At 55.3% G+C, this 24,206-nt stretch carries 18 protein-coding genes; 1 reads left to right on the top strand and 17 read right to left on the bottom strand.

What is annotated here, in order from left to right; genetic code table 11:
* Window positions 1–100: 100 nt before the first annotated feature.
* Window positions 101–1,192, bottom strand: a complete 1,092-nt coding sequence (locus tag BN3772_RS28100; protein WP_042203746.1) for a threonine aldolase family protein — start codon at window positions 1,190–1,192, stop codon at window positions 101–103.
* A 194-nt stretch (window positions 1,193–1,386) separates the two neighbouring features.
* On the opposite strand from BN3772_RS28100, the gene udk reads away from it, so the two are divergent.
* Window positions 1,387–2,028, top strand: a complete 642-nt coding sequence (gene udk / locus BN3772_RS28095) for a uridine kinase (RefSeq protein WP_042172119.1) — start codon at window positions 1,387–1,389, stop codon at window positions 2,026–2,028.
* A 97-nt stretch (window positions 2,029–2,125) separates the two neighbouring features.
* On the opposite strand, the gene BN3772_RS28090 is transcribed toward udk, so the two are convergent.
* The 16 genes from BN3772_RS28090 to BN3772_RS28015 all read right to left on the bottom strand — a co-directional run.
* A complete protein-coding gene (locus BN3772_RS28090) occupies window positions 2,126–3,865 on the bottom strand; it encodes a hypothetical protein (protein ID WP_042203745.1) in 1,740 nt (579 codons plus the stop codon).
* 54 nt (window positions 3,866–3,919) lie between these two features.
* Window positions 3,920–4,624, bottom strand: coding sequence for a hypothetical protein (locus tag BN3772_RS28085; protein WP_086074799.1), 705 nt, complete (start codon window positions 4,622–4,624; stop codon window positions 3,920–3,922).
* Window positions 4,624–5,622, bottom strand: a complete 999-nt coding sequence (locus BN3772_RS28080; protein WP_042203744.1) for a sugar phosphate isomerase/epimerase family protein — start codon at window positions 5,620–5,622, stop codon at window positions 4,624–4,626. Before BN3772_RS28080 ends, BN3772_RS28085 begins: the two co-directional genes overlap by 1 nt.
* Window positions 5,622–6,494: a carbohydrate ABC transporter permease gene (locus BN3772_RS28075; RefSeq protein WP_042203742.1), complete on the bottom strand. Its 873-nt coding sequence runs from the start codon at window positions 6,492–6,494 to the stop codon at window positions 5,622–5,624. Before BN3772_RS28075 ends, BN3772_RS28080 begins: the two co-directional genes overlap by 1 nt.
* Before the next feature lie 25 nt (window positions 6,495–6,519).
* Window positions 6,520–7,422 (bottom strand): ABC transporter permease, encoded by a 903-nt coding sequence (locus BN3772_RS28070; RefSeq protein ID WP_042203741.1) that lies wholly within the window; start codon window positions 7,420–7,422, stop codon window positions 6,520–6,522.
* 84 nt (window positions 7,423–7,506) lie between these two features.
* Window positions 7,507–9,114, bottom strand: coding sequence for an extracellular solute-binding protein (locus BN3772_RS28065; RefSeq protein WP_042203739.1), 1,608 nt, complete (start codon window positions 9,112–9,114; stop codon window positions 7,507–7,509).
* Between the two features lie 357 nt (window positions 9,115–9,471).
* Complete coding sequence (locus BN3772_RS28060; RefSeq protein WP_042203736.1) at window positions 9,472–11,721, bottom strand: helix-turn-helix domain-containing protein; 2,250 nt, start codon at window positions 11,719–11,721, stop codon at window positions 9,472–9,474.
* Window positions 11,722–12,467: 746 nt separating this feature from the next.
* Window positions 12,468–13,364, bottom strand: a complete 897-nt coding sequence (gene iolE / locus BN3772_RS28055) for a myo-inosose-2 dehydratase (protein WP_042203735.1) — start codon at window positions 13,362–13,364, stop codon at window positions 12,468–12,470.
* Between the two features lie 32 nt (window positions 13,365–13,396).
* Window positions 13,397–15,427: a 3D-(3,5/4)-trihydroxycyclohexane-1,2-dione acylhydrolase (decyclizing) gene (gene iolD, locus BN3772_RS28050; protein ID WP_042203732.1), complete on the bottom strand. Its 2,031-nt coding sequence runs from the start codon at window positions 15,425–15,427 to the stop codon at window positions 13,397–13,399.
* Between the two features lie 24 nt (window positions 15,428–15,451).
* Window positions 15,452–16,912 (bottom strand): CoA-acylating methylmalonate-semialdehyde dehydrogenase, encoded by a 1,461-nt coding sequence (locus tag BN3772_RS28045; RefSeq protein WP_042203731.1) that lies wholly within the window; start codon window positions 16,910–16,912, stop codon window positions 15,452–15,454.
* Between the two features lie 46 nt (window positions 16,913–16,958).
* A complete protein-coding gene (gene iolC / locus BN3772_RS28040; RefSeq protein WP_042203729.1) occupies window positions 16,959–17,969 on the bottom strand; it encodes a 5-dehydro-2-deoxygluconokinase in 1,011 nt (336 codons plus the stop codon).
* Between the two features lie 410 nt (window positions 17,970–18,379).
* Window positions 18,380–19,390, bottom strand: coding sequence for a LacI family DNA-binding transcriptional regulator (locus BN3772_RS28035; RefSeq protein ID WP_042203727.1), 1,011 nt, complete (start codon window positions 19,388–19,390; stop codon window positions 18,380–18,382).
* Window positions 19,391–19,580: 190 nt separating this feature from the next.
* Window positions 19,581–20,414: a 5-deoxy-glucuronate isomerase gene (gene iolB, locus BN3772_RS28030; protein ID WP_042203725.1), complete on the bottom strand. Its 834-nt coding sequence runs from the start codon at window positions 20,412–20,414 to the stop codon at window positions 19,581–19,583.
* Between the two features lie 39 nt (window positions 20,415–20,453).
* Entirely contained in the window at window positions 20,454–21,500 is a 1,047-nt protein-coding gene (gene iolG, locus BN3772_RS28025; protein WP_042203723.1) for an inositol 2-dehydrogenase, read from the bottom strand.
* Between the two features lie 325 nt (window positions 21,501–21,825).
* On the bottom strand, window positions 21,826–22,953 hold the full coding sequence (locus BN3772_RS28020) for a glycoside hydrolase family 88/105 protein (protein ID WP_042203721.1): 1,128 nt from the start codon (window positions 22,951–22,953) through the stop codon (window positions 21,826–21,828).
* The coding region (locus BN3772_RS28015; protein ID WP_042203720.1) for a glycoside hydrolase family 38 C-terminal domain-containing protein at window positions 22,950–24,206 on the bottom strand (1,257 nt) is incomplete at its 5' end. The genes BN3772_RS28015 and BN3772_RS28020, both read right to left, overlap by 4 nt.

Here is a 24,206-nt window from a genome sequence, read left to right as displayed (position 1 = left end):
ATTATGAAATTGTCTCCAGACTGCAGTTATAAGCCGGGGAGGCTGATATTTACTGGCTTTAGCTGTACATTGTGCAGTTATTCAGCTCCAGCTTACCAACTTACACTTCACCCAGCAGCCGGTCCAGCAGCTCAAACGTCTCTTTAAGCTTGTCCTTAGGTATACCGCTGTACAGATCGCCGATGCTTAGCTCATAGGAGCAGGCGTCTGGCCCGGTCTCCTTCAGCCGTGCAGCAAGGCCTACCCCGCTCTGTTCACTTAGCCGGATCAGGACCGGCTCCACCTCAGCCTTGGACAAGGCAAAATGGACATGAAACATATTGGATACCGGCACCTTCGGCAGGGTGGATACCTTACTGCAGCCGTTGAACAGCTCCGCAAGCTCCTTGGCTTCTTCGTAATACCGCCCCATTAGGCCAGCCCGCTGCCGGAAATAGTGTTGAGCCGGGAGGATATACGGGTACAGGCTGATCAGATCGCCGCCGTGCCGCCGCTTCCAGATCTTCGACTCTTCCGTAAAGTCCTCGCTGCCTGCAAGGATTGCTCCGGCGATACCGCCGATGCCTTTATATAAGGAAACATACACACTGTCAAACAGCGCACAGACCTCTGCAGCTGTCTTACCGTAATAAGGCAGCACCTCAAACAGCCGCGCCCCGTCCAGATGCAGGATGATGCCCTGCTCCCTGCAGTAGGCGGAGATCGCTTCAAGCTCAGCGTATTCCGGCAGCTGGCCGCCGATCTCGCGCTGCGGAAGCTCCAGCAGCAGACAGGCGATGTCCTCTCCGATGCTGCGGACATCGTCCAGCGTAATCAGGCGGTCCTTATCCGCCAGCAGAACGGGCTTGATATGATGCAGCTCCTTCAGCCCGTCCTGCTCATGGATTTCCAGATGGCATAACGGATGATAGGCTACCGTCTTCAGCCCCTTACGGTCAGACCAGATCCGGAGGGCGATCTGCTGGGCCATCGTTCCGCTCGGATAAAACACCGCCGACTCCTTGCCGAGCACCGCGGCCATTTCCGCCTGAAAGTCCTCAATGACTTCACCGCTGCCGTACATATCGCTTGCCATGCTGCCATTGAGATCAGCAAAAGCATGCTTGAGTACTTCCACATCCCGTTTTCCGTGTCCGGCCAGCTGAATGGAAGCCGAATGATAGGCCTCCAGCAATGTTTTTGGTTCCAGCATAAAGTGTGACTGCTCCCTTCGGGTATACTGTTCATAAGCAATGTTCTAAGATTATAGCATTTTCCGGCAGAAAACCTGATTTTTTTCAAAAAATTCACGGTTTATTCCCGGTATCTAAGGTGAAATAAGTCCTGCGCTGTGCTACAATATTGGAATTGCAAAGGCAATTGCTTAGGGAGGTTTATTACAACACCATGCTTATTATTGGTATCGCCGGCGGGACCGGTTCCGGCAAAACAACGGTAGCCCGCTCCGTTATTAACCGTCTTGGAACAGACAAAGTAACGTTCGTATCCCAGGATAACTACTATAAAGACCACTCCTCTCTCAGCTTTGAGGAACGCGGGGCAATCAACTATGATCATCCGCTGGCTTTTGACACGGAGCTGCTGATTGAGCATCTTCAATGTCTGAAGTCCGGACAAGCAGCTTACGCGCCTGTATATGATTTCACGGTTCATGCCCGGTTTACGGACAAGACCGTCGAGCTTATGCCGAACAATATTGTCATTGTTGAAGGGCTGCATGTACTGTCCGACGAGAAGCTGCGCGAACAGCTGAACATTAAGGTATTTGTCGATACCGATCCGGATGTGCGGATTATGCGCCGGGTGCTGCGCGACATTGAAGAACGCGGACGGACCATCCGTTCGATTCACACACAGTACTTAACTACTGTGAAGCCGATGCACGAGGCGTTCATCGAGCCATCGAAGAAATACGCCGACCTGATCATTCCTGAAGGCGGAGAGAACAAAGTCGGCATCGAGCTGTTGTCGGTTCTGACTGCCAAATACCTCTCTGGTGACCAGCAGTGGAGCGGAAGCTCGCGCTAAATATTAGAGCATACAGGGGCTGTGAGCAATCACGGCCCCTGTTTTTTTGTACAAAAAAACACCGGCATCATAAGATACCGGTAGCTGCAGAGAATTTTTAATGCAGGGAAGGAGAAAGCGTAAGCGTAATCTCCTTATCAAAAGGGGTCATCAGGTTAACAAGCACCGCCTTGCAGTTATTCTGCAGGTTCGCTTCCCGTACCGATGTTGCCAGATGTCCTGCCTCACCGCCGGTCAGCTCAATCCAGTCCTCCCCGCATTCATAACGGAGGGTACCGCCGCTCCAAAGATAGCGGTCCCCTCCCAGATCCTTCAGCCCGCCTGATGTAAAGCTGCCTTCATTGCCAAAAATAAAGGACAGCTGGCTCATTACCTCTCCCGGCTCTGCAGCCTGCAGACGCAGCGTCCAGCCTGTACCGGTACGCTCAGCGTCTACTTCTGCGCGGAAGGTCTGCTCATGGGTCAGCTGACGGCTATGGTGCGGGAGCAGATACCATGGACTGACTGCCGCTCCGGCAGATTCAGGCAGAAGCCCCGTTTCTACCGGCCCGTAATAGCCCTTTTTCTGCTCTCCGGTCAGCCGGTAACCCCGGGGCAGCCTGATCATCTCCTGCATAGGCACATATCCCGGGTTAAAATAAGTGGCCAGCTGCACGGCCAGCAGCCGTACTTCGCCATGGCGCAGCGCAAAAAACGATGGGGTCTCCGTCATTAGCGTTACGCTGGTAGCCCCGTCCCGGTAGCGGGTCACCGGAGCTCCGAAATCGGTGTGCAGCCGGCTGTGGAAAATCCGCCCCTGATGGCCCGCTCCCTCCATGCCGGCAAGATAGCCGTGCCGCAGAAACTCCCCGTTAAGCACGGTTTCGTATTTCACAGGGAGAGCTTCCGCCGCAGGCGGCTGCTGCAGCTCCGGCTCCAGCAGCATCCGTACCAGCACATTCACCGAGCAGACGCCGGGATTGCTGAGCGCCCGGCCGGCCCATTCAGCCATGCCGGCAAATACGGGATCATTATCCAGCCGGGCAAGGATAGCATACGGCAGATAATAAGGGGACAGGTCATGTACATGCCCCAGATCCTGCCGCCCGGAGTAATCCGTCACGACCTCACCCGACGGATGAACGAGATAGACCATCATCCGCAGATTCAGGCGGACCGGCTCCAGCAGGTCAGGCCGGTCCAGCAGGCGGGCGGCATGGATCAGCATAATATCGCTGACTGCGCTGTATATGCCGTTGCTGCGCTCGGTCCACTCCCCGTCCGGCGTAATATCCATGCCTTCCGCCAGCCACCGCTCTGCTCGGCGGACGGCTTCAGGCAGTCCGAACAGCTCATGCAGATAAGCGAGTGCAGCACTGATTACCCAGCGGTGATTCGGCGTATGGCCGCCGCCCGTAAGCATAGCGGGAATGGTACGCTCCAGAAACAGCCGCATACTGCCAAGGACAGGCGCGAGCGGCGCCCACTCCTGCCGGGACAGCAGCTGATACAGCTGGGCATAGCCGACAATTACGAAGGCTGTATCCGGCGGGGAATGATAGTTCGTCCAGCCCGGTGAGATCGTGCCGTCAGCATGCTGGCAGCGCAGTACGAATGCCGCAGCCAGCTCCAGCCGGCCCAGCAGCTGCTCATCATGGCAATATTTCGAATCAGGATTGACCAGCGCGGCTCCCCAGTAGCACATCTCTGTCGGTGTACCGGTTGTATGATTAACCCAGGCAACACCGGTGTACGGATCAATCGTCCCTCCGTAATAGCGGCTCTCCGGATCAAGCACCTGCCGGGACAGGCCTTCCTCCACTGCTCTATCGTTGCTGTCCACCAGTTGCTTGTACATTGTCATTCCTCCATGTTAGGCATTTCACATCACGCACCGCAGGCCGATCCGGCATTACAGCCGCTTCAGCTCACGGCGGACACGCTCCGGAATTTCCGTAAACAGCCCGTTCCACGAAACGAACAGCTCCTCCCGGTGTGCATACTCCCAGTTCTCGTAGACACCGGAAGGCGTGAACCGGCAGGTCTGCAGATACTGCCGTACCTTCTGATCTGTCGCTTCATCAGAAGCCAGCAATCCTTGGAAGCAGTCACCGCAGATCAGCCCGTCCGCCCCTGCCGCCTCCTGTGTACAGGCTTCATAGCCCGGCATCAGCCTGAATATCTCGGGCATGGGCGAGAGTGCATGCTTGCCGGGCTGTACATACAGACTGGCCCGGGTACCGCTAAGATTGGTACGCCCATGCAGCAATCCTTTGAGATACTTGCCGTGAAAGCTTGCCTCGACGTCCGCCACCTCACCGTTTCTGCCGATATATACCCACACATGCTCAAGATCATACAGATGCTGAATATCATAATCGTAATATATCGCGTATTCAATAACAGCCGCTGCTTCCGGCGGGCTGACCTGGAGCCTGCGCCGGAAGGAGGGCGAATCCCCGTCTTCACGCAGGACGGTTATGCCGAAGCGGACCGGATAGAACGGCTCGTTCTTATCAAACAGCAGGCGGGGTGCATAGGCGGCAGCCAGTGTGCGGTCTTCCCCGCTTAATGCACGGTCTTCCTGATGCCGGCCGCAGCCCTCTGTGCTCAGCATCAGAGCGCACCCCGCACCGCCAGCTTGGCGGTAAGCAGACGATGGCTCTCATGAATGTCTTCAGGCAGGCAAGCCGCCTTCAGCTCATACACCTTAACCTGGGCGCGCTCGATCATCGGCAGATAGGCATCATAGAAATGCATATCCCCGCTGTTGACATAGGGGCACCAATGATCCGAGAGTCCGATGGTTTCGTGGATATGGACGCCGACAATATCATTCATCAGCCCATCCATTTCCTTCACACTGTCGTACAGCCCCATCCGGTCCATCATAATCGCGTGCCCGGTATCATACCAGATACCGACAGGCGCTCCTTTCAGCGCCCGGATCATTCTTTTGGCCTCAGCCAGTGTCGGAATCTGCTGCGGCCGGGAGCGTGTCTCGATACCGAAACGGATGCCGCCGAGTCCCTTTGAAGCGGCCTTGTCACATACTTCATACAGGCTTTCCGTAATGGTCCGCACATATCCGGCACTGTACGCCTCCCTTCGCTCCAGCAGCTCCGCCCATTTACTGCGGTAGGCGGACGAATCCTTTCCCTCAACGCTGTAGAGCTGCTCCAGCTCCTTCGCGATATCATTGGGGAAAGGTACTTCACCGGGATGGACCACCACAGCCTCACCGCCATAACGCTGGGCATATTCGGCAGAACGGACCAGAAGGCCGATAGCCCGTTGCCGTTTCTCCTTATCCTCGAAGCCAAGCAGCACCGAATCCGTGCCGTAATCAGGGTCCGAAATATGGGGGAAGGTATTGTGGACACTGGAGATGCCGATCTCCCCCCGCTCGATCATCGGTTCAATCGTTAGCAGCATCTCTTCGGTCACATTATAGTTCAGCTCCACCCTGCGGAAGCCAAGCCCGCGGATTTCCTGCAGCAGGCCTTCTCCCGTTGTGTGGCGTTTCATATTCCAGCAGGTTGAGAATGAAAATGCTCCTTTGTCCTTCAAAACCGTGTTCTCCTTTCCTGTTCTGCACGAATATACCAGCAGCATTAACCCTTAACGGCACCCAGCATAACACCGCTGACGAAATACTTCTGCAGCCATGGATATACCAGCAGAATAGGCACTGTTGCGAAAATTACAGTTGCTGCCTTGAGGCTTTCCGGAGTCAGGGCAGTACGGTTCGCCCCCTCCATCTGTGTCAGCTCGGAGACCATGTTATTCTGCACCATCTGGAACAGCTTAAGCTGCAGCGGATACAGCTCCGGACTGTTGATATACATCAGTGCATCCTGGAAGCCGTTCCAGCGGCCCACAGCATAAAAGAGCGCCAGCGTGGCGAGCACAGGCATGGACAGCGGCAGGACGATGCTCATCAGCGTGCGGAGGAAGGAGCTGCCGTCGATCTCTGCCGATTCCTCCAGACTCTGGGGAATATTATTGAAGAAAGAGATCAGGATAATCAGGTTAAACGGACTGACCAGACCGGGCAGAATGAGCGCCCAGGTTGAATCCAGCAGGCGCAGGTCACGCATCAGCAGGTACTCAGGGATAATCCCGCCGCTGAAGAACATGGTGATAATGATAATAACCATGAACGTCTTGCGGCCTTTCAGGTACCCTTTGGTGAGCGGATAGGCAGCTGCAATGGTGAAGAGCATGCACAGCCCGGTGGTTGCGGCAGTCAGCATCACCGTATAGCCCAGAGATCTGATCATGGCGTTGTTCGAGAATACCTGAATGTAGGCGTTCCAGTTCAATTCAATCGGAAAAATCGTAACTTCACCGGAAGTAATCGCCCGGTTTGAGCTGAGTGATACTGCGATAACATGCAAGAACGGAGCCAGGCAGAACAACACGAACAGAGCCACACAGGTTACTATGACGATATCAAATATCCGGTTGGAAATACGTTCACTCACAGTACTCCGCCTCCTTCCCTTTTTATCAGATAATGCCGTCGCCGGTCATTTTTTTCGAAATATAGTTGGAGCCGAGAATGAAGACCAGACCGACTACAGCCTGGAACAAACCGACTACAGTAGCCAGTGTGTATTGGCCGGATTCCAGACCGATACGGTACACAAAGGTACTCAGCACGTCGGAATATTCACGTACGGCCGTATTCCCGATAATGTAAGGACGGTCAAAGCCGATGCTAACCATTTTGCCGAGATTCAGAATAAGCAGGGTGACGATTGTCGGCTTGATGCTAGGAAGCGTAATATACCAGATTTTCTTCATCCGTGTTGCTCCGTCTACCTCTGCCGCTTCAAACAGCTCCCTGTTTACCCCGGTAAGCGCTGCCAGATAGAGGATGGTCCCCCAGCCGGCGCTCTGCCAGACTCCGGTGAACAGATAGGTGACGAGCCACGGTCCCTTTTCAGTCAGGAACGGAATCGGGCTTAGCCCCAGACCTTCCAGCACCCCGTTGATCATACCGGACTGGTTGCCGAATAATTGATAGACAATCCCCCCGATGATGACCCAGGAGATAAAGTGGGGGATATAGAGGATTGTTTGCGAGATTTTTTTGAACCATGCACCCTTAATCTCATACAGCATGATAGCCAGAATGATCGGTGCGGGGAAAGAGACCAGCAAATCCAGGAAATTAAGCATAAACGTATTGCGAAGTGCAGTGTAAAACTCTCTCATGTTAAAAACTTCACGGAATGCGTCGAACCCGATCCACTCACTGCCGGCGATTCCCTGGAACAGGTTGAAGTCTTTGAAGGCAATCTGCACGCCGTACATCGGCCCGTAACGGAAAACAAAAAAGTAGATCAGCGGCAGTGACAGCAGCGCATACAATTGCCAATACCGCTTCAAGTAGCTCGCTTTACTCAAGCCGGTTCCCTCCTTGGGAGGAAAAACCGGACGAAGCGGCGTACCTGCTCCCTCCGGTTCTCCTTTTATATTTATTTATCGTGCCTACAGATCCTTGAGCGCTGCTTCCAGCTCTTCTTTAAGCTGGGTTCCGCCGAGCGACATGAAGTCCTTTATTTCCTGCTCATACACCGCGTCGAACTGCTCCGGCTTAGCCATTGCTGTCTTCACGATAATTACGGCCAGCTTGTCATTGAGGGTAGTGCCGTATTTGGACTCAGCTTCAATCGGTTTACCGAAAACAATCGGACCAACCGTATCGGTATTGGCAATATCAATGGATTGCTTCAGCATTTCCTGGTTGCGTTCAGGGAAGCCGCTGATCCATGCTTTTTCATTCGTTGCCTGGTCGCCGATGTTCTTGCCGTTAGAGATGATCGCTGTGTCGCCGGCATTGAACAGACGGTCTGCAAATTCTTTAGAAACCTCTGCTTTAACCACCGGGATACCGTCTACCAGATCATAATTCTCGCCTTCAACCCCGCTGTAGATATCGATCAGGTTGTTGTCCGAAGCCATCCAGTCCAGATATTTGATCGCTTCCACGGCACGCTTGCTGCTCTTCGGAATCATGATGTACATACCGTTAGAGGCATAACGCGATTTAATATGCTTGTTGCCCTCATTCGCATTAGTCAAAACGTCTACAGCCGTCAGTTTGCTGCCCTCTACGTTTTTGTAGAGATTATCGAGTGTACCGTCAGCGTAGAAGATATTGTCCACATCTTCGGACCAGTAACCGATGTTACCGTTTTGGACATCCTTAGCCAGCTGTGTTTTATCCTCATCCAAGCTGAAATCTTTACTGATCAGGCCTTCATTGTAGAGCTTGTTCAGGAACTGCATTGCATCCTTGAAGCCGTCATGCAGCGGCAGCTCGTAACGCTGGCCGTAGGTCAGATCACCCTTGATCGGTTTGATAAAGGAATAGATCAGTGTTTCGAACTGGGCCGGAGCGAGCGCCATGCCCATCGGGATATTCTTGCCGCCGTTACCGCCCGGGTCCTTCTCTTTAAACGCTTTCAAAGTTGTGTACAGTTCATCGGTTGTGGTCGGTACCGGCAAGCCCAGCTTATCCAGCCAGTCCTGGCGGATGTAGGAGCTGTAGCGGCCTGTTATGGCCCGCTTACCAGGGATAGCCATCTGCTGCCCCTCAAGCTGCCCGAATGCCAGTGTGTCTTCACCAAGGAATGTTTTTAGAGTCGGCCCGTATTCATCAATTAGCGCTCCGACATCAGTCAGGCCGCCCTGCTGGGCGTAACGGTAGAACACACTGGAGTCATAAGTGAACACAATATCCGGCACATCGGTGTTGCTCGCCATCAGTACGTTCAGCTTGGTGACTTCCTCGGAGCGCTGCACCGGAACAAATTGAACATCAATGTTGTTGGGATCACCGAACCGTTCCTGTATCATATTGGACAGATAGTTGTTAGTGATGGTGTAAGGAGCCGGACTGTTACCGCGGTCAAAAATTTCCACCTTAAGGGTAACCCGCTCTTTGCTGCCTCCGTTAGTTGCTGTTCCTCCATTCGATGCCGTATCCGCATTTCCATTAGATGAGCACCCGGCCAGCAGAGACATCCCCATTACTGCGCTTAATCCGATCCCCAGTACCTTCTTCAGAACTTTCTGGTTTGCATTCACTGTCATTGTTCCATCTCCTTCGCCTCTGCAGACTATAATGATGACTTAATGAAATTTTATGAATCCCCCAACCTCACATCTGAGCTCCCGTGTGTTCCGGGATGACCACAGTATTCCACACTTTCCTGAAGCCTGACAATAAACCTGTTTCGGATTGCCAAAAGGCCGGAAATTCGGACTTCCGGTTTATCCGACCTACTATTTTCGTATGATAAACCGCTTTCAAATGGATGATAAAAGGCCGTACTTCTGCCTGCATACCGCTTTGAGCGGGTATACGGACAGAAATACGGCCAGTTTGACCCCGCACCAGCCAGCTGCTGCGCCCTGTTCCAATAGCTTATTGTGCTTCCGGTTTTTCCTTCATGCTTTGCCGGCTTCCCGGCGTTTGAGCAAACGGTAATCTCCCGGTGTAATGCCGGCAACCCGTTTGAATACTCTGCCAAATGTAATCGCATTGGCATAGCCTACCTGGAGCGCGATGTCCTGCAGCGGGTAATCCGTTTCCGCCAGCAGCTGCTCAGCCTCTTTCATCCGCAGCTCTGTAACGAAGTCAACGAACTTCATTTTGAATTCGGTTTTGAACAGATAGCTGGCATATTTGCCGGCTACCTGAAACCGGTCGCTCAGATGCTTCAGCGAAAGATCCGGGTTGGTGAAATTCTCTTCGATATAATGTTTCATCTCGGTGACCATCGCCCGGTAGCTCTTAGTCTCACTGGCTGAGACATAGGTACGGAATAAATCAGTCAGGTATTCCAGCAGAATCCCCTTCATCTCATCCAGCGACTCGGCGTCCTCCAGCCCCTTCAGCCGGACCCCGGCCTTCTCTGCCGACAGCTCATCCTGCAGCTCCTCCGACATGACGGCTACTTCACGGCTGAGCATCTGCAGCATCGCCTGAATAAGGGAACGGATGTCATCATCCTGCAGGAAATTCTGCTCAAACGCCTCAAAAATCCTCTCCAGCTGCTCCCGCCACTGGCCGCTCGACATCCGGAACTGCTTAACGAACTCGGCAATCATCTGCAGGTAGGCATACGTCTCCAGCAGCGGCTGGCGCGCTTCCCCGTATTCCGCCAGCGCGATATTCTCATTCTTCAGCAGCTTATGCTGCATGACATACTCCGCCGCCGCATAGGATTCGCGGATCGAACCCGGCCCCGTCACAGCCGGACCGATGCCGAAGCTGAGCGAGAGACGCAGGTTCTGCTCTACCCAGGAGCGGCAATCCTCAGCAAAGACGCGGAGCCGTCCGGTCATCTCCTCATCGCTGGCGGTCGCCAGGAACAATATCGCCACCCGCCGGGTTCCGACCCACTCCGCCCAGCCCTGCAGCTCGGCATTACGCGCAAGCTCCTGAAACACATTCATAAGGGCAAACTTGAGCGTATTCTGATCACCTCTCGTATAGCGCTCCTCAAAAACACGCTCATAGCGGTTAATTTCACTGAGCACCACTGTAAAACGGGAGGATGCATCAGCGCCCGTAAGCGGGGACAACTCTGCAAGCCGCCCGATGGCATCGTCCAGCCGCTCGTTGTACAGCAGATCGGTGAACAGCTTGCTGCGCTGCAGCAGCAGGTTCTCCCGGCTTTTACGGTCATAATCCGTCATGTGGTTGATCAGATCCTCCAGCACTCCGTCAATGAGCATCATTTCATCGGGCCTGTCGGTTGACTGGTCCATCTGCCGGATCTGATGGCCTTCAATACGGTTCATAATAACCTGGATCGGTTTATAATTGCGCCTGGTCACATACACCAGATAAAAGATCGCGCAGATCACTGTTCCTATAGCGATTGCCACCCACAGATAGGAGATGACCGACACCCAGCCGAACAGGTTGCCCGCCTTAATCCCGCTTGCGAAGGTCCAGCCGAGCCGCTCCAGATGGAGTGTATTCAGCTGCTTGCCGCTTACTGCACCCGCGTGATCCGAATGCGCCTCGTACACAGTCTGCCCGTCACTGTCCAGAATAGTCACAAAAGAAAGCTGCTGGTTGACCATGCTGTCGACAAGCTGCTCGATTCCGCTCATTTTTACATTGATAACCAGTACTCCTTCGGAGCCGAAGGGGAGCGGCATCGCTTTATTAATACTAAGCACTCTTATCGGTGTACGCTGAAGCAGCTCCGTCTTATATTTGCGGACAGGCTGCCAGCCTTCCGGCAGCGGGCCTGAGAGAATCTGCCTGATCCAATCCTCGTCTATATAACCTGCAAGCTCTCTTAATCCGGATTCCGTTATAACGCTTTCATTTTTTTTGTCAACCAGATAAACCGATTGGATATAGCTGGAATCCTGAATGAGACTGCGCAGGCTCTGGGCGACCTCATAGACAGACCCGGTACCCGGCTGGCCTGTGTTATTGAAATACCTTTTGAACACATCACTGCGTTCAACCCCCTCAAGCACCGCCAGTTCAACCTCTCTGACCGTCTTATCCACATTATCCATGAGATAGCTGGCCGAGATGCGGTCTGCCTTTTGGGTCTCCATCCGCGATATATCATTAATAAATACAAACGAGGCAAAGATCAATATTGTTACCGTCAGCAAAAAAATCGGAAAATAGGAAAGCAGCAGTCGGCGATACCAAGTACGGAACAATAGACAACCTCCTCCATAACCGTTAAAATGCCAAGCCGCGATCCGGCCGTTTAAGTACATACAGAATGAATACGAAAAATGAAGAAACCTTAATAAGGTTAATCATTATTATGACCTACGAATCATAGCCGAGCCTATGTTCGGATTTCTGCCATTATAGCACATGCCCCCCGGACCCGGCTAACGGGTAAAAATAGGGTTCTCCGGCCCAGCCTGCTACCCGGTTGTTTCGTCACGGGCAAGGCAGGACTGGCCTTGTGCACAGCGGGTCAGCCCCCATGGCATCCCTTGTAGTATCGCCGCATTCGGTGGTGTAGAACAGCATTCTGTGGCGTAAAATCGCCTCCTATCGTTTACGGCAGTATACCGCTGGCGCTCATGCCGTGGCGTACCGTCGCATACCGTTGCGGCTCATGCCCTGCCACCCTGTCATGCTACTATAACACTTCCCGTACAGCAGAAAATCACCCTGGCGGGTGATAGGTCTGAAACGATTAAAATTGAGGGTGAAGCCGGGCGATTAAAGGGATTTTCCCCTTTCATCCGGTCTCTGAGAAAAAAGTACATCTGTCTTTAGACAGATGTACGCCAACGTATAACGCAAGGTACGGGGATGTATGCAGCCTAACCTAGCACCTAGCACACAGAGTATGCACCTAACCTGATTGCTGCACATTAGCATTATTCAGCGATACACTTTACGCCTTCTGGCAGTGAACCCAGCTCCATTACTCACAGTTCACTACTCACAGCCCGCTGGTCGCCCGGATGTACTCCCGTGCCTTAATTGCATATTCCAGCGGGTCTGCCAGTGCCGGGTCCTGTTCGGCCTCGACTACAAACCATCCGGTATAGGACGACCCGGCCAGTTCAGCAAAAATATCCGCGAATTCGATGCCCCCGTCACCCGGCACGGTGAATGCCCCTGCTTTTACCGCCTGCAGGAAGCTGAGCTTATCCGCAATAACCTGCCGGACCACCTTGGGACGGATGTCCTTCAGGTGAACATGCCTGATCCGCGGCAGATGGGCGCGCAGCACCTCAAGGGGATTCTCGCCGGAAAAGGCCAGATGTCCGGTATCATACAGCAGGGATACTTCCGACGGGTCTGTCAGCTCCATCAGCCGGGCAATTTCGGCAGCTGTCTGCACTCCTGTCCCCATATGGTGGTGATAGACGATTGTCATCCCTTTTTCAGCGGCCAGACGGCCCAGACGGCTCAAGCCTTCGGCCAGCACCGTCCACTCGTCTTCCGTAAAGACCGGCTTGGCATCAAACAGCGGCGTATCCATCTGCCCCTGAATGCTGCGCCCCTGCTCGGATACCACGATGACCCTGGCGCCCATGGCATGCAGAAAATCACGGTGTGCGCAAAAGGCTTCAGCGGTCTCCTCATACGGCCGGTCTGTCAGGTGCGCGCTGAACCAGGCGCTGGCAATCTGCAGGCCGCGGAGTCCCAGCGCCCGGTGCAGCACCTCGGGGGAACGCGGATATTTGTTGCCCACCTCGCTGCCCTGATAGCCGGCCAATGCCATCTCACTGATGCACTGCTCGAAGGTATTATCCCCGCCCAGCTCAGGCATATCATCGTTGGTCCAGGCAATAGGTGCAATTGCGAGCCGGACCGCCTCTTCTTTGAACATGAGTGCTCTTCCCCTTCCGTTAATGACAGGCATCAGTAGCTGCGCGCCTTATCCAGCCCGCTCAATCTCTGAGCGTAAGCCGCCTGTACTGTCTCCTTGCCGGACACTTCCGCCACACCGACATGCCACCAGGCGCCATAGCCGTGGGTCATTGTCTTCGGCAGCACCTTAATGTCAATCAGTGTGGACTTCTCGCTCTTCCCTGCCTCCTCCAGTGCGCTGCGCAGCTGCTCTACTGTAGAAGCACGGAAGGTATTAACCCCGTAGCCGGCGGCACTGGCTGCATAGTCGATATACATCAGCTCGCCGCTCAGCTGCCCATCCTTACCCCGGCGGCGGAATTCCGTCGCCATACTGTCCAGCCCCTGCTCCATCTGCAGATTATTAATGCAGCCGAAGCCTGCATTGTCCAGCAGAATGACATTGATCTTCTTGTTCTCCTGCAGGCTGGTTACCAGCTCTGAATGCATCATCTGGTAGCTGCCGTCCCCGACGAGAGCGTATACCTCGCGCTCCGGCTCAGCCAGCTTGATACCGAGTGCACCGGCAATTTCATAGCCCATACAAGAGAAGCCATACTCCATATGATAGGTTTCCGGTACGGAGGACTCCCACATCCGCTGCATATCTCCCGGCAGGCTGCCGGCCGCCCCAATAGCAATGGCATCGTGCGGAATAAGCTCATTAATAACCGCAAGCACCTGCGTCTGCGTAAGCGTGGTGCCGAGTGCCTCTGCATACTCAGGCAGCTTCTCATCAAGGTGTCCGGCAATTTCAGGGACAAATGCTGCCTGTTCACCTGTCTCCTGTACAGCGCTAACTGCATCGGAGGACGCTACTGCATGCGCAACAGCCCTAGTCCCGGTACCGTTAGCAGCCGCCGTCCTGCCTGCATGGTACTCAACACCGGCCAGCCGCACTCTCTCCGCCTGCCATTTCTCTTTAGCCTGCGTAATCTCATCTGCGTACGCCGAACGGTAGCCCCGTTCCTCCAGCGCAGCAGATAACGCTTTCAATCCTTCCGCAGCATCGCAGACTACTGCCAGTGCATCCAGCTTGGCTGCATGATACGGGGAAGCATTAAGCGTAAGGAACTCCGCCTCAGGGTGAGCGAACAGGCTCTTCGATCCAGTGGTGAAATCAGTGAACCGTGTACCTACACCGATAACCAGATCAGCCTCTGCTGCCAGCGTATTGGCGCAGCCGTTGCCGGTTACGCCAAGGCCTCCGAGATTGTAGGCAGCGCTGCTTTCAACAGCGCTTTTGCCGGCCTGCGTCTCGCCGAACGGAATGGCGAACTTCTCCGAGAAGTCGCGCAGCGCAGCCCCGGCATCACTATAGCGGACACCGCCGCCGCAGACCAGAAGCGGACGCTGCTTGCCTGCAATCAGCTCAGCCGCCGCTTCAATTTCCTCCGGATGCGGCAGGCGGCGGGTAATCTTATGCACCCGTCTGCGGAAGAACCCGGCCGGATAATCCCAGGCCTCCCCCTGTACATCCTGCGGCAGCGCAATTGTCACGGCACCAGTGTCCGCCTGATCGGTCAGCACCCGCATCGCATTCAGCAGTGCGGTCATCAGCTGCTCCGGCCGATAGATCCGGTCCCAGTATTTACTTACCGCCTTGAAGGCATCGTTCACCGTAATCGACAGGTTGTGCGTATGCTCCATCTGCTGCAGCACCGGATCGGGCTGGCGGGTAGCATAGGTATCGCCCGGCAGCAGCAGCACAGGAATCTGATTGGCCGTTGCCGTTGCGGCCGCAGTCAGCATATTGGCCGAGCCCGGCCCGACAGAGGCGGTACAGGCCATAATCCTCCGTCTGCGGCTCTGCTTGGCGAACGCGGTCGCCGCATGAACCATGCCCTGCTCATTACGGCCCTGATAGACTGTCAGCTCACCCGGCGCCTCCTGCAGCGCCTGTCCAAGCCCGAGCACGTTGCCGTGGCCGAACACAGTAAACACACCCTCAACGAAGCGCTCCGGCCCGTTGCCGAAATCGACATACTGCTCATTCAGAAACTTCACCAGCGCCTGCGCCGTTGTTAATCTGATCCGTTCCACTTGAGTTCCACCCTTCCTCTATCGTTACTGCCAGCGGGCAGTGACAACCTTTTTGCGCGTATAGAATTCAACTCCGTCAGTGCCGTTGGCATGCAGATCGCCGTAGAAGGAATCCTTCCAGCCGGAGAACGGGAAGAAGGCCATCGGCGCCGGTACGCCGACATTGACACCCAGCATGCCTGACTCGATATTTTCACGGAAGTAGCGGACCTTGCCGCCGTCATTAGTAAAGATACATGCCCCGTTCGCAAACCGCGAAGCATTGGCAATCTCCACGCCATCCTCCACACCCTTGACCCGGATAACGGAAAGCACAGGCGCAAAAACCTCCTCCTGCCAAATCTTCATCTCTCTGGTGACTCCGTCAAATACCGTTGGTCCGATAAAATAACCCTGCCCCCCGGCTGCGGCATCTTCCCGGCCGTCCCTGAGCAGCTTCGCACCTTCGGCTACGCCCTGCTCGATGTAAGATAGGGTCTTGTCCTTATGGCTCTGGCGGATCACAGGTCCCAGGAACGTATCTTCCTCCAGCCCGTTGCCGATCGTCATCTTCCCGCACTCGCGCAGCAGGATTGAGATCAGCTCGTCAGCCACTTCTTCCTGCACGGTAACTACAGAGCAGGCCATGCAGCGCTCACCGGCAGAGCCGAAGGCAGCGTTGATAATCTGCGTTGCTGAAGCCTCAAGGTCGGCATCCGCGAGTACGATGGAGTGATTTTTGGCTCCGGCCAGCGCCTGAACCCGTTTCAGCTGCTCTGTTCCTTTTTTATAGACATATTCAGCCACCGGCTGCGATCCGACAAAAGAAATTGCCTTCACCCCGGGGTGCTCCAGCAGGCCGTTGACTACATCATGCGCACCGTTGACCACATTGAAAACGCCCTTAGGCAGTCCCGCCTGCTCCAGCAGCTCAGCAAGACGTGCAGCCAGCAGCGGCGTGCGCTCGGAAGGCTTCAGCACAAAGGTATTGCCGCAGGCAATCGCGAGCGGGAACATCCAGCATGGCACCATCATCGGAAAGTTAAACGGGGTAATGCCGCCGATAACTCCGATTGGATAGCGGTACATTCCCGATTCTATCCCGGTCGCAATATCCGGCAGCTGCCGGCCCATCATCAGCGTAGGCGCACCGGCTGCGAACTCGACACACTCGATGCCGCGCTGGACCTCGCCGTAAGCTTCTTTGAAGCTTTTTCCGTTCTCCAGCGTAATGGTTCTCGCCAGCTCCTCCCAGTGATCAACAAGCAGCTGCTGGTATTTGAACAGAATCCTTGCGCGGCGCGGTACAGGCGTCTTCGACCATCCGGCAAAAGCCTCCTGCGCCGCAGCCACCGCCCGGTCTACATCCTCTCTGCCGGACAGCGGAACTCTGGCCAGCTCTTCGCCGGAAGCCGGATTAAACACCGCTTCATTCCGCTCACTTTTTGCTTCGACCCATTCGCCGCCAATATAGTTTTTCAGCACTTCTACGTTTTGTTGTGCCATTCTTGTCCACTCCTTCATCTCTGGTGATAGGTGCCTGAAATTTTCTTTACTGATTACCTGCAGCGACCTCTTCATTAGAATCCAGGAAGGCTTCCAGCTCATCCAGTGTCGGCATCGCATCCGAGCAGCTGTGGCGCGAGATGACAATCGAAGCGGAAGCACTGCCCCGCCGCATCGCCTCACCGACACTGTCCCCCTGCATCAGGCTGTGAATGAAGGCCGAAGCATAGGAGTCGCCTGCGCCGAAGGTCTTCAGCACCTTGGCCGGGAAAATGCCGCTGCGGTGATTACCGCCGTCTGCCGTATACGCAATTGAGCCGCTTCCGCCATGCTTGATCACAACAAGCTTCGCCTGGTACGAGAACCAGCGGGCCGCCGTTGCCTCGTCGTCTGCATCTGTCACATTGTACAGATTCTCCATCATGTTGAATTCCTCACGGGTACCGATGATACAGTCGCATTTCTCTGCGGCCAGATTATAGTAGACAGCCGTTTCAGCGGCGGATTTCCAGGTATAAGGGCGGTAATCCAGATCAAAAAATACAGTGACATTATGCCTGCGGGCAAATTCCAGCGCCAGAAACACCGCTTCACGGGATGGGCTTTGCGCCAGTGCAGTCCCGGAGATCAGCAGCGCCTTGGACTGCCGGATATAATCCTCCGAAATTTCTTCTGTGCCCAGCAGCAGATCCGCCACATTATCGCGGTACATCAGAATGCTGCATTCCTGCGGGCTTTTGATTTCGGTAAAAGCAAGCCCCGTCACCGCACCGGTACGGTCAACGCATACCTGGCTGTCGTCGATGCCGTCCTTCTGAAGATAGGACCGGATAAACCGCCCCATCTGATCATCAGCCAGCTTGCCGATGAAGCCGGTGCGCATGCCCAGCCGCGCTGTGCCGATAATGATGTTGGCCGGGGAGCCGCCTACATATTTGGTGAAGGTCATGGTCTCTTCCATGGGTCTTCCGGTTTCATTGGCATTAAGATCAATACAGAGCCGGCCGACGGCAATCAAATCTAGCGGACGGGCGGGATCGAACTGTAGATCGTTCATAGTGACGCCTCCTTGATCAAGCTTCCGGGAAAAGTTCATGAATAAATGAATATACGTATCGGGAAAACCTGAATTCTCTTTAAAAGCACCTGTTTGCAGGGAGGGAAAGGGTAAGCGCTTAACCTAATTTTATAAACAGTATAGGCCAGAACCTCCGGTTTGGCAATCCTAAAATTGAAAGCGATCTCAACTTTCCTGAAATGCACTGGTATTTCACTCCTGACGAACAAACCGTGCCTGTTTAGGACTGGCAAAAACGTACACACCGCGTTGTGCACATATTATCCACAGGTTGTACAGGTTCAGGGTTTATATCCGCCCAAAAAGACCTGTCCGCCGCCGTGCTGCAGGGAACAGGCCTATAAGGAACAGGCTGGATATTTCCGGTTAACGCCACAGCCAGTCCCGCCTCAGCCAGGCACCGGCCCGGTTGAATGACGGATCACCAGCTCAGGCATCAGCATGATTTTGCGTCTGGGTGCCGCCGGATTATCGATCGATTCATTCAGCAGAATCATCGCCTGCTCCGTCATCTCACGCAGCGGCTGGGCGATGCTGGTCAGCGTGGGGTGGCAGATTTCCGCCAGCATGGTATTATCGAAGCCCACTACGGATAAGTCGCGGGGAATGGACAGGCCGGCGCTCCGCGCCTCCTTCAGGACACCGATGGCGAGCAGGTCGTTACAGGCGAACACTGCCGTCGGTCGCAGATCTTCCGCCTGGCCGAGCATGGCGGCAGCCGCTTTGCGGCCGTTCTCCAGCGTGGCCGATGTGTGGGTAAGGTTAGCCGGATTATCAAAAGGCAGACCGGCATCCTTCAGCGCATCCAGAAAGCCCTCCACCCGCAGCTTGCTCCCCGGCAGATTATCGGAGATTACACCCAGTCTCCGGTGGCCCAGGGACAGCAGATATTCCGTCGCCTGATAGCCGCCTTTGTAATCATCTACAGTGACGCTGCTGCTCTCCAGACTGCGGATATCCGCCGAGAACAGCACCAGCGGCACCCGGTCAGCCAAAAGCCGGCGGATCATCTCTGTCTGCCCCGTATGCGAGGCGATGATCAGGCCGTCCACTCTTTTGCGCAGGAGCAGCGAGGTGTATCTGGCCGCCTTCTCATCGTCGCGGTCCGTGCTGCAGACGATCAGATCGCCCCCCTGCTGCTGGGCGCAGTCCTCAATTCCGCGTGCCGTCTCGGCGAAGAAGGGATTGGCGATATCCGGGATCATCAGCCCGATCGTCCCCGTCCGGCGGCTCGTCAGCGCGGAGGCCACCAGGCTCGGCTGGTAATTAAGCTCCTCCATCACCCTACTTACCTTCTCCCTGGTCTTATCGCTGATCCTGCCGTTATTATTAAGCACCTTGGACACCGTAGCGATGGAAACCCCGGCTTCCCGTGCCACATCATAGATTGTAGGTTTCATTTGTTAAGCCCGCCTTTACGTTCTTACCGTGATATACCTCGATTATAGGGAACTCCCCCGGCAGTGTCTATTAGCAGGGCCTAAGCGCTTTCCCTTTCCGCTGCTCCGGCGGCATACAGCCGATAATCAGATGCCAAAAAGAGCCCCCGCCTTGCGGGAGCTCCGGCAATCACCTAGTATACCGGCAGGCTCATTCCTCCTGAGCACCGGGGCTGTTACCGCCCGGTCTGAACAGCCATTCATGCTCGGGATCATTATGGAATACCCAGGTACGGACAGGACCGGCCATCACGTTGAGATAGTAGGAATCGTAACCCGGCGGCGCCGATACCGGATGATAGCCTTCCGGAACCAGCACAATGCTGCGGTCGGGCACAGCCATAGTCTCATCAAGACTGCGGTCATCGTTGTATACCCGCTGTACAACGAAGCCGTGGCCCGGATTGACGCGGTGGTAATACGTCTCCTCCAGATAGGACTCCTCCGGCAGATTATCCCGGTCATGCTTATGAGGCGGATAGCTGGACCAGTTGCCTCCGTCTGTTCGTACCTCTACGACCAGCAGGCTTTCGGCCGCGCTGCTCTCCGGCAGAATATTAACCACGCGGCGTGACATGCTGCCGTAACCGCGGGCCTCAGACGCCGTTTCGGACGGCGCGATCAGCCGGGCCGCATATTTACCGGTACCAGGGGCAAGGCAGACGCCAAGCTCCAGTTCCGTTAAGGCTGTAACCTCATAATGTCCGCCTGCCGGAACATAGACCGCATAGGGTGGTATATCCTCAAAAACTGACATGCGCTCACCGATACCCGTGAACGCCTGCTCATCGGCTATGACGTCGGCCTTTCCTGACAGCAGCACCAGGCAGACCTCATTGTCTTCCGTACTGCGGATAAGTGCATCACCGGCCTGCAGCTGATAGACTTCAAACCCTACATACTTCCAGCCGGCGCTCTCCTTGCTGACTGCTGCAACAAGCCCATCCTTAGCGGGTGTACCGGCTCTGATTAAATAATCTGACATCCTTACAGCTCCCTCCGTGTTCAAGATAGCCTGTACCTGCTAGGCTTCTATCTCCTCCGAGCATTCCTCTGCCGCAAATGCAGACAGCTTGACCGGAAGCCCGGTCCGGTGCGATTCCAGGGCAGCCTCAGCGATAAGCTGTGCCTGCTGACCGTCAAAGCCGCTGCAGACAGCCGGCTCCTGCAGAATAATCGACTGGGCAAATGCGGCCACTTCATCCGTAAATGCCTGGTTATAACGCTCAAGGAAAAAGTGCAGCGGCTGATCACGGGTAACAGCAGACGCGGTTGACACCTCTACGGTAGTCGGGCGGCAGTTGTCGGCTACAGCCGCTCCCTGTGAGCCGAATACCTCAACACGCTGGTCATAGCCATAGACGGCCTGCCGGCTGTTATCAATGATGCAGATTGCACCGCTGGTAAAAGTTAATGTAATCACTGCTGTATCCACATCACCGCAGCGGCCGAACATCGGGTCAATCAGATTGGCGCCCCGGGTATATACTTCGGCCACTTCCTCGCCCATCAGATAACGGGCCATATCGAAATCATGAATGGTCATATCCATGAACATTCCGCCGGAAGAGCGCACATAAGCTTCACCGGGCGGCTGCGGATCACGCGAGGTAATCTTCACAATATGCGTTCTGCCCAGCTCGCCTGCCTGAACCAGTTGCTTGAGCTTACGGAAGTTCGGGTCCATCCGGCGGTTAAAGCCCACCTGAAGCAGCACCCCCGCCTCTTTGGCAGTCTGCAGCGCCCGGCTCGTCTCGGCCGAGGACATGCTGACCGGCTTCTCGCAGAAAATATGCTTACCGGCACGCGCAGCCCTCTCAATCCATGAAGCGTGAGTATCGGTCGGTGTACAGATGAATACTGCATCAATCCCGGGATCATTCAGAATGTCTTCCCCATTCGTAAAAATATTGCCGAGACCACGGCTGTCAGCCCAAGCAAGCAGTTCCTCGCTCATGTACGACTCTGAGATCGCTTTCAGCTTATATGACGGCATCGCACGCAGATTATCGGCATGCAGACGCCCGATTCTTCCGGCGCCGATAATGCCCACTGTAACTTGATTTCCCATCTTCGCTTATCCTCCCTCAAGGTAAGCGCTTAACCTTTCCGAAATCAGTATACTTCAAGCCGCAGCAGGCTACAAGTGTTTTTTGAATTTGCTGCTTCGTCCGGTTTTTCCATCTGCTCTAACCGTTCGCAGAGCCCATTTCACCCAAGTAACACCTTCCGCCGGGTCTTCCACAATCCCACACGTTCTTGCCAAGCACCCGCAGCCGCCGGGCTGCCCCGGCGGCTGACGCTGCTCATACTTTTCTTACACTACTTCTCGCACCTGGTGCCATACACAGATCCGCAGACACTCAAGGAAGCTTCCCTTATTACAGCCGCGGGCTTCAGCAATAATGCAGTGCCTCGCCCAGTGCAACCAGGGTCATTGCCTGGCCGTAGGCCATTGGAGCGATAATAATACCCTTGTAATCCTCCTTGGCCTTGCCGATCGGCGTACCGCCGGATACACCAAGCACTGTTCCTTCATCATCAATCCGGTCTACCACCGCCTGAATCGCCTTAAGCGCCGGTGCAGCGTATTCTGCCGGCAGCAAGCCCCGGCGTACACCGTGCAGGATACCGGCTGCTATGGCTGCTGACCCGGAGGTTTCCGTGTAGCTGCCGGGATCATCCAGCAGCGTATGCCACAGCCCGTCTGCGCTCTGGCAGGCCAGCAGTGCCTCTGTCTGGGCCTGCAGAACCTGCTGCAGATATGTGAAGACGCCCTCGTCCACATATGGACGCATCAGCTCCAGGTATTCCGGCAGGCCAAGGCTGAACCAGCCGTTGCCGCGGCACCAGAAGGCCTCGCTGAAATTATGCCGTCCGGTGAAGTGCCAGCCGTGATAGAACAGCCCGGTTTTTTTGTCGTACAAATATTTAATATGCAGCAGCAGCTGATGCAGCGACGTCTCCCGCCACTCCGGCTTGTCGTACTTTACACCCATCTTGGCCGTGAACAGAATAGCCATAAACAGCGTATCAATCCAGATTTCATTCTCATTAAGAGTTACCTCACTCTTATCCGCACCTGTCGTTACATGCTGGTATCCCAGCTCGTTCGTGCGCGGCAGCCCGTTTATCAGCCATTCCACCCATTCCAGACTCAGCTCTTCCGCCTCCGCAAGCTCCATCAGGGACAGCAGCGGCGCGGTCGTGTTGATATTGCGGCTGGGCAGGCCCTTGTCCAGCTGACGGGTCATCCAAGGCTTGGCATAGGCAGAATAACGTCCGTCCCCAAAATGCCGGTCCAGCTTCTGCAATCCATACAGCCCGACTCCCTGCGGCCAGTCCCATTCCTCCATTCCGAAATCACGGGCAAAATATCCACGGCGCCCGGCATCCTCACCCAGGTTCTGCAGCTCAGCTTCATTGCCCGGACGATCCAGATTCAGCAGCTTATCGGATACCTTGCTCAGCTTGCTGATGATTTCCGGCTTATCCAGCTGTTGTTCATATCCTTGCACATTCATGATCCGTTCCCCTCTCCATCATGCTTTCCGCCCATTCTGATTCTGAACGTTCTAATTTCATATGGTTTGATCTGAAAAGCAAGCTCCTGCTCCTGCCATTCGCCCTCCGGCTCCTCCATGAGGCTACATTCCTGCCAGGCGGTAATGGAGTATCCGCTTTCGATGCGTACCTCACTGCGGGCACCGGCATATTCATGCAGGCGAAGCAGCACATCGCTGCCGTCTTCGGTCCGTTTTACAGCATCAACCAGCACATGCCCGCCCGTGACGGAGAACAGCGAATCCAATACCAGCTGCCCCGGAACAGTCCGCAGCGGATTGTTAAGCTCCCAGGCTTCCTGTACCACCCGTCCCCCGATGAAATCTCCCTCATGCGGATATAGCGCATACGTAAAGGCATGACGGCCCTGATCCTGCTCCGGGTCAGGATGGACTGCTGACTTCAGCAGCGTCAGCCGCAGCACGCTGTCCTTGATGTCATAGCCGTATTTGCAGTCATTGAGCAGCGCAACGCCGAATCCCTGCTCGCTGACATCAGCCCACTGGTGGCCTACGCTCTCGAACCGGGCATAATCCCAGCTGGTATTCCAGTGCGTCGGCCGTCTGACATTGCCGAACTGGATGTCATAGGTTGCTTCAAGCGCATGGATATCGACCGGAAAAGCCGCCTTAAGCAGCTGGTTATGCCCCTGCCAGTCCATCACCGTACGGAAATCAATCCGCGCGGTATCCCGGTAAAAGATAATGTCCTGCGTAATAACCGAGCGGTTATACGTCCACGCCATACGCAGCACCGTCCGCAGCGGACCGTTCTCCGTAACCTTGCACTCTGTAAGCTGCGAGACCTCTGTCATTTTCTCCTGATAAAAGATATCGATATCCCAAGCTTCAAAATCCAGCGGCTTGTCTTCAAACACCTGAAGCACATTGCCGCGCTGTCCCGGCGCCAGCAGTTCCCGGCCGCTGCGGCGGTCACGCAGCGAGGTGAAGTGCCCCTGCCCGTTCCAGGCTGCTTCAATCAGCGGTGTGATCAGCCGGCCGTCGGCAACCTCTGCCAGCTGCCCAGCCTCTTCTGCGCCTCCAGCATCCGCCGGGCCCGCCCCGTACTGCAGCACCGCCGTACCGAACGCCGGTACGGCGGGCACATACACCAGCCGGCCGCCGTCTGCAGTCCGCTGCTGCTCCAGCAGCTGCCCGGCGGCATCTAAGATGACGCCCGTATCTGCGGCGTCCCCCGGCAGCTCCAGCAGCTG

The sequence above is a fragment of the Paenibacillus camerounensis genome, assembly GCF_000723885.1.
Classification (GTDB): domain Bacteria; phylum Bacillota; class Bacilli; order Paenibacillales; family Paenibacillaceae; genus Paenibacillus_AQ; species Paenibacillus_AQ camerounensis.
The sequence above is the reverse complement of the archived record's forward strand: the minus strand, read 5'-3'. Positions and strand labels throughout refer to the sequence as shown.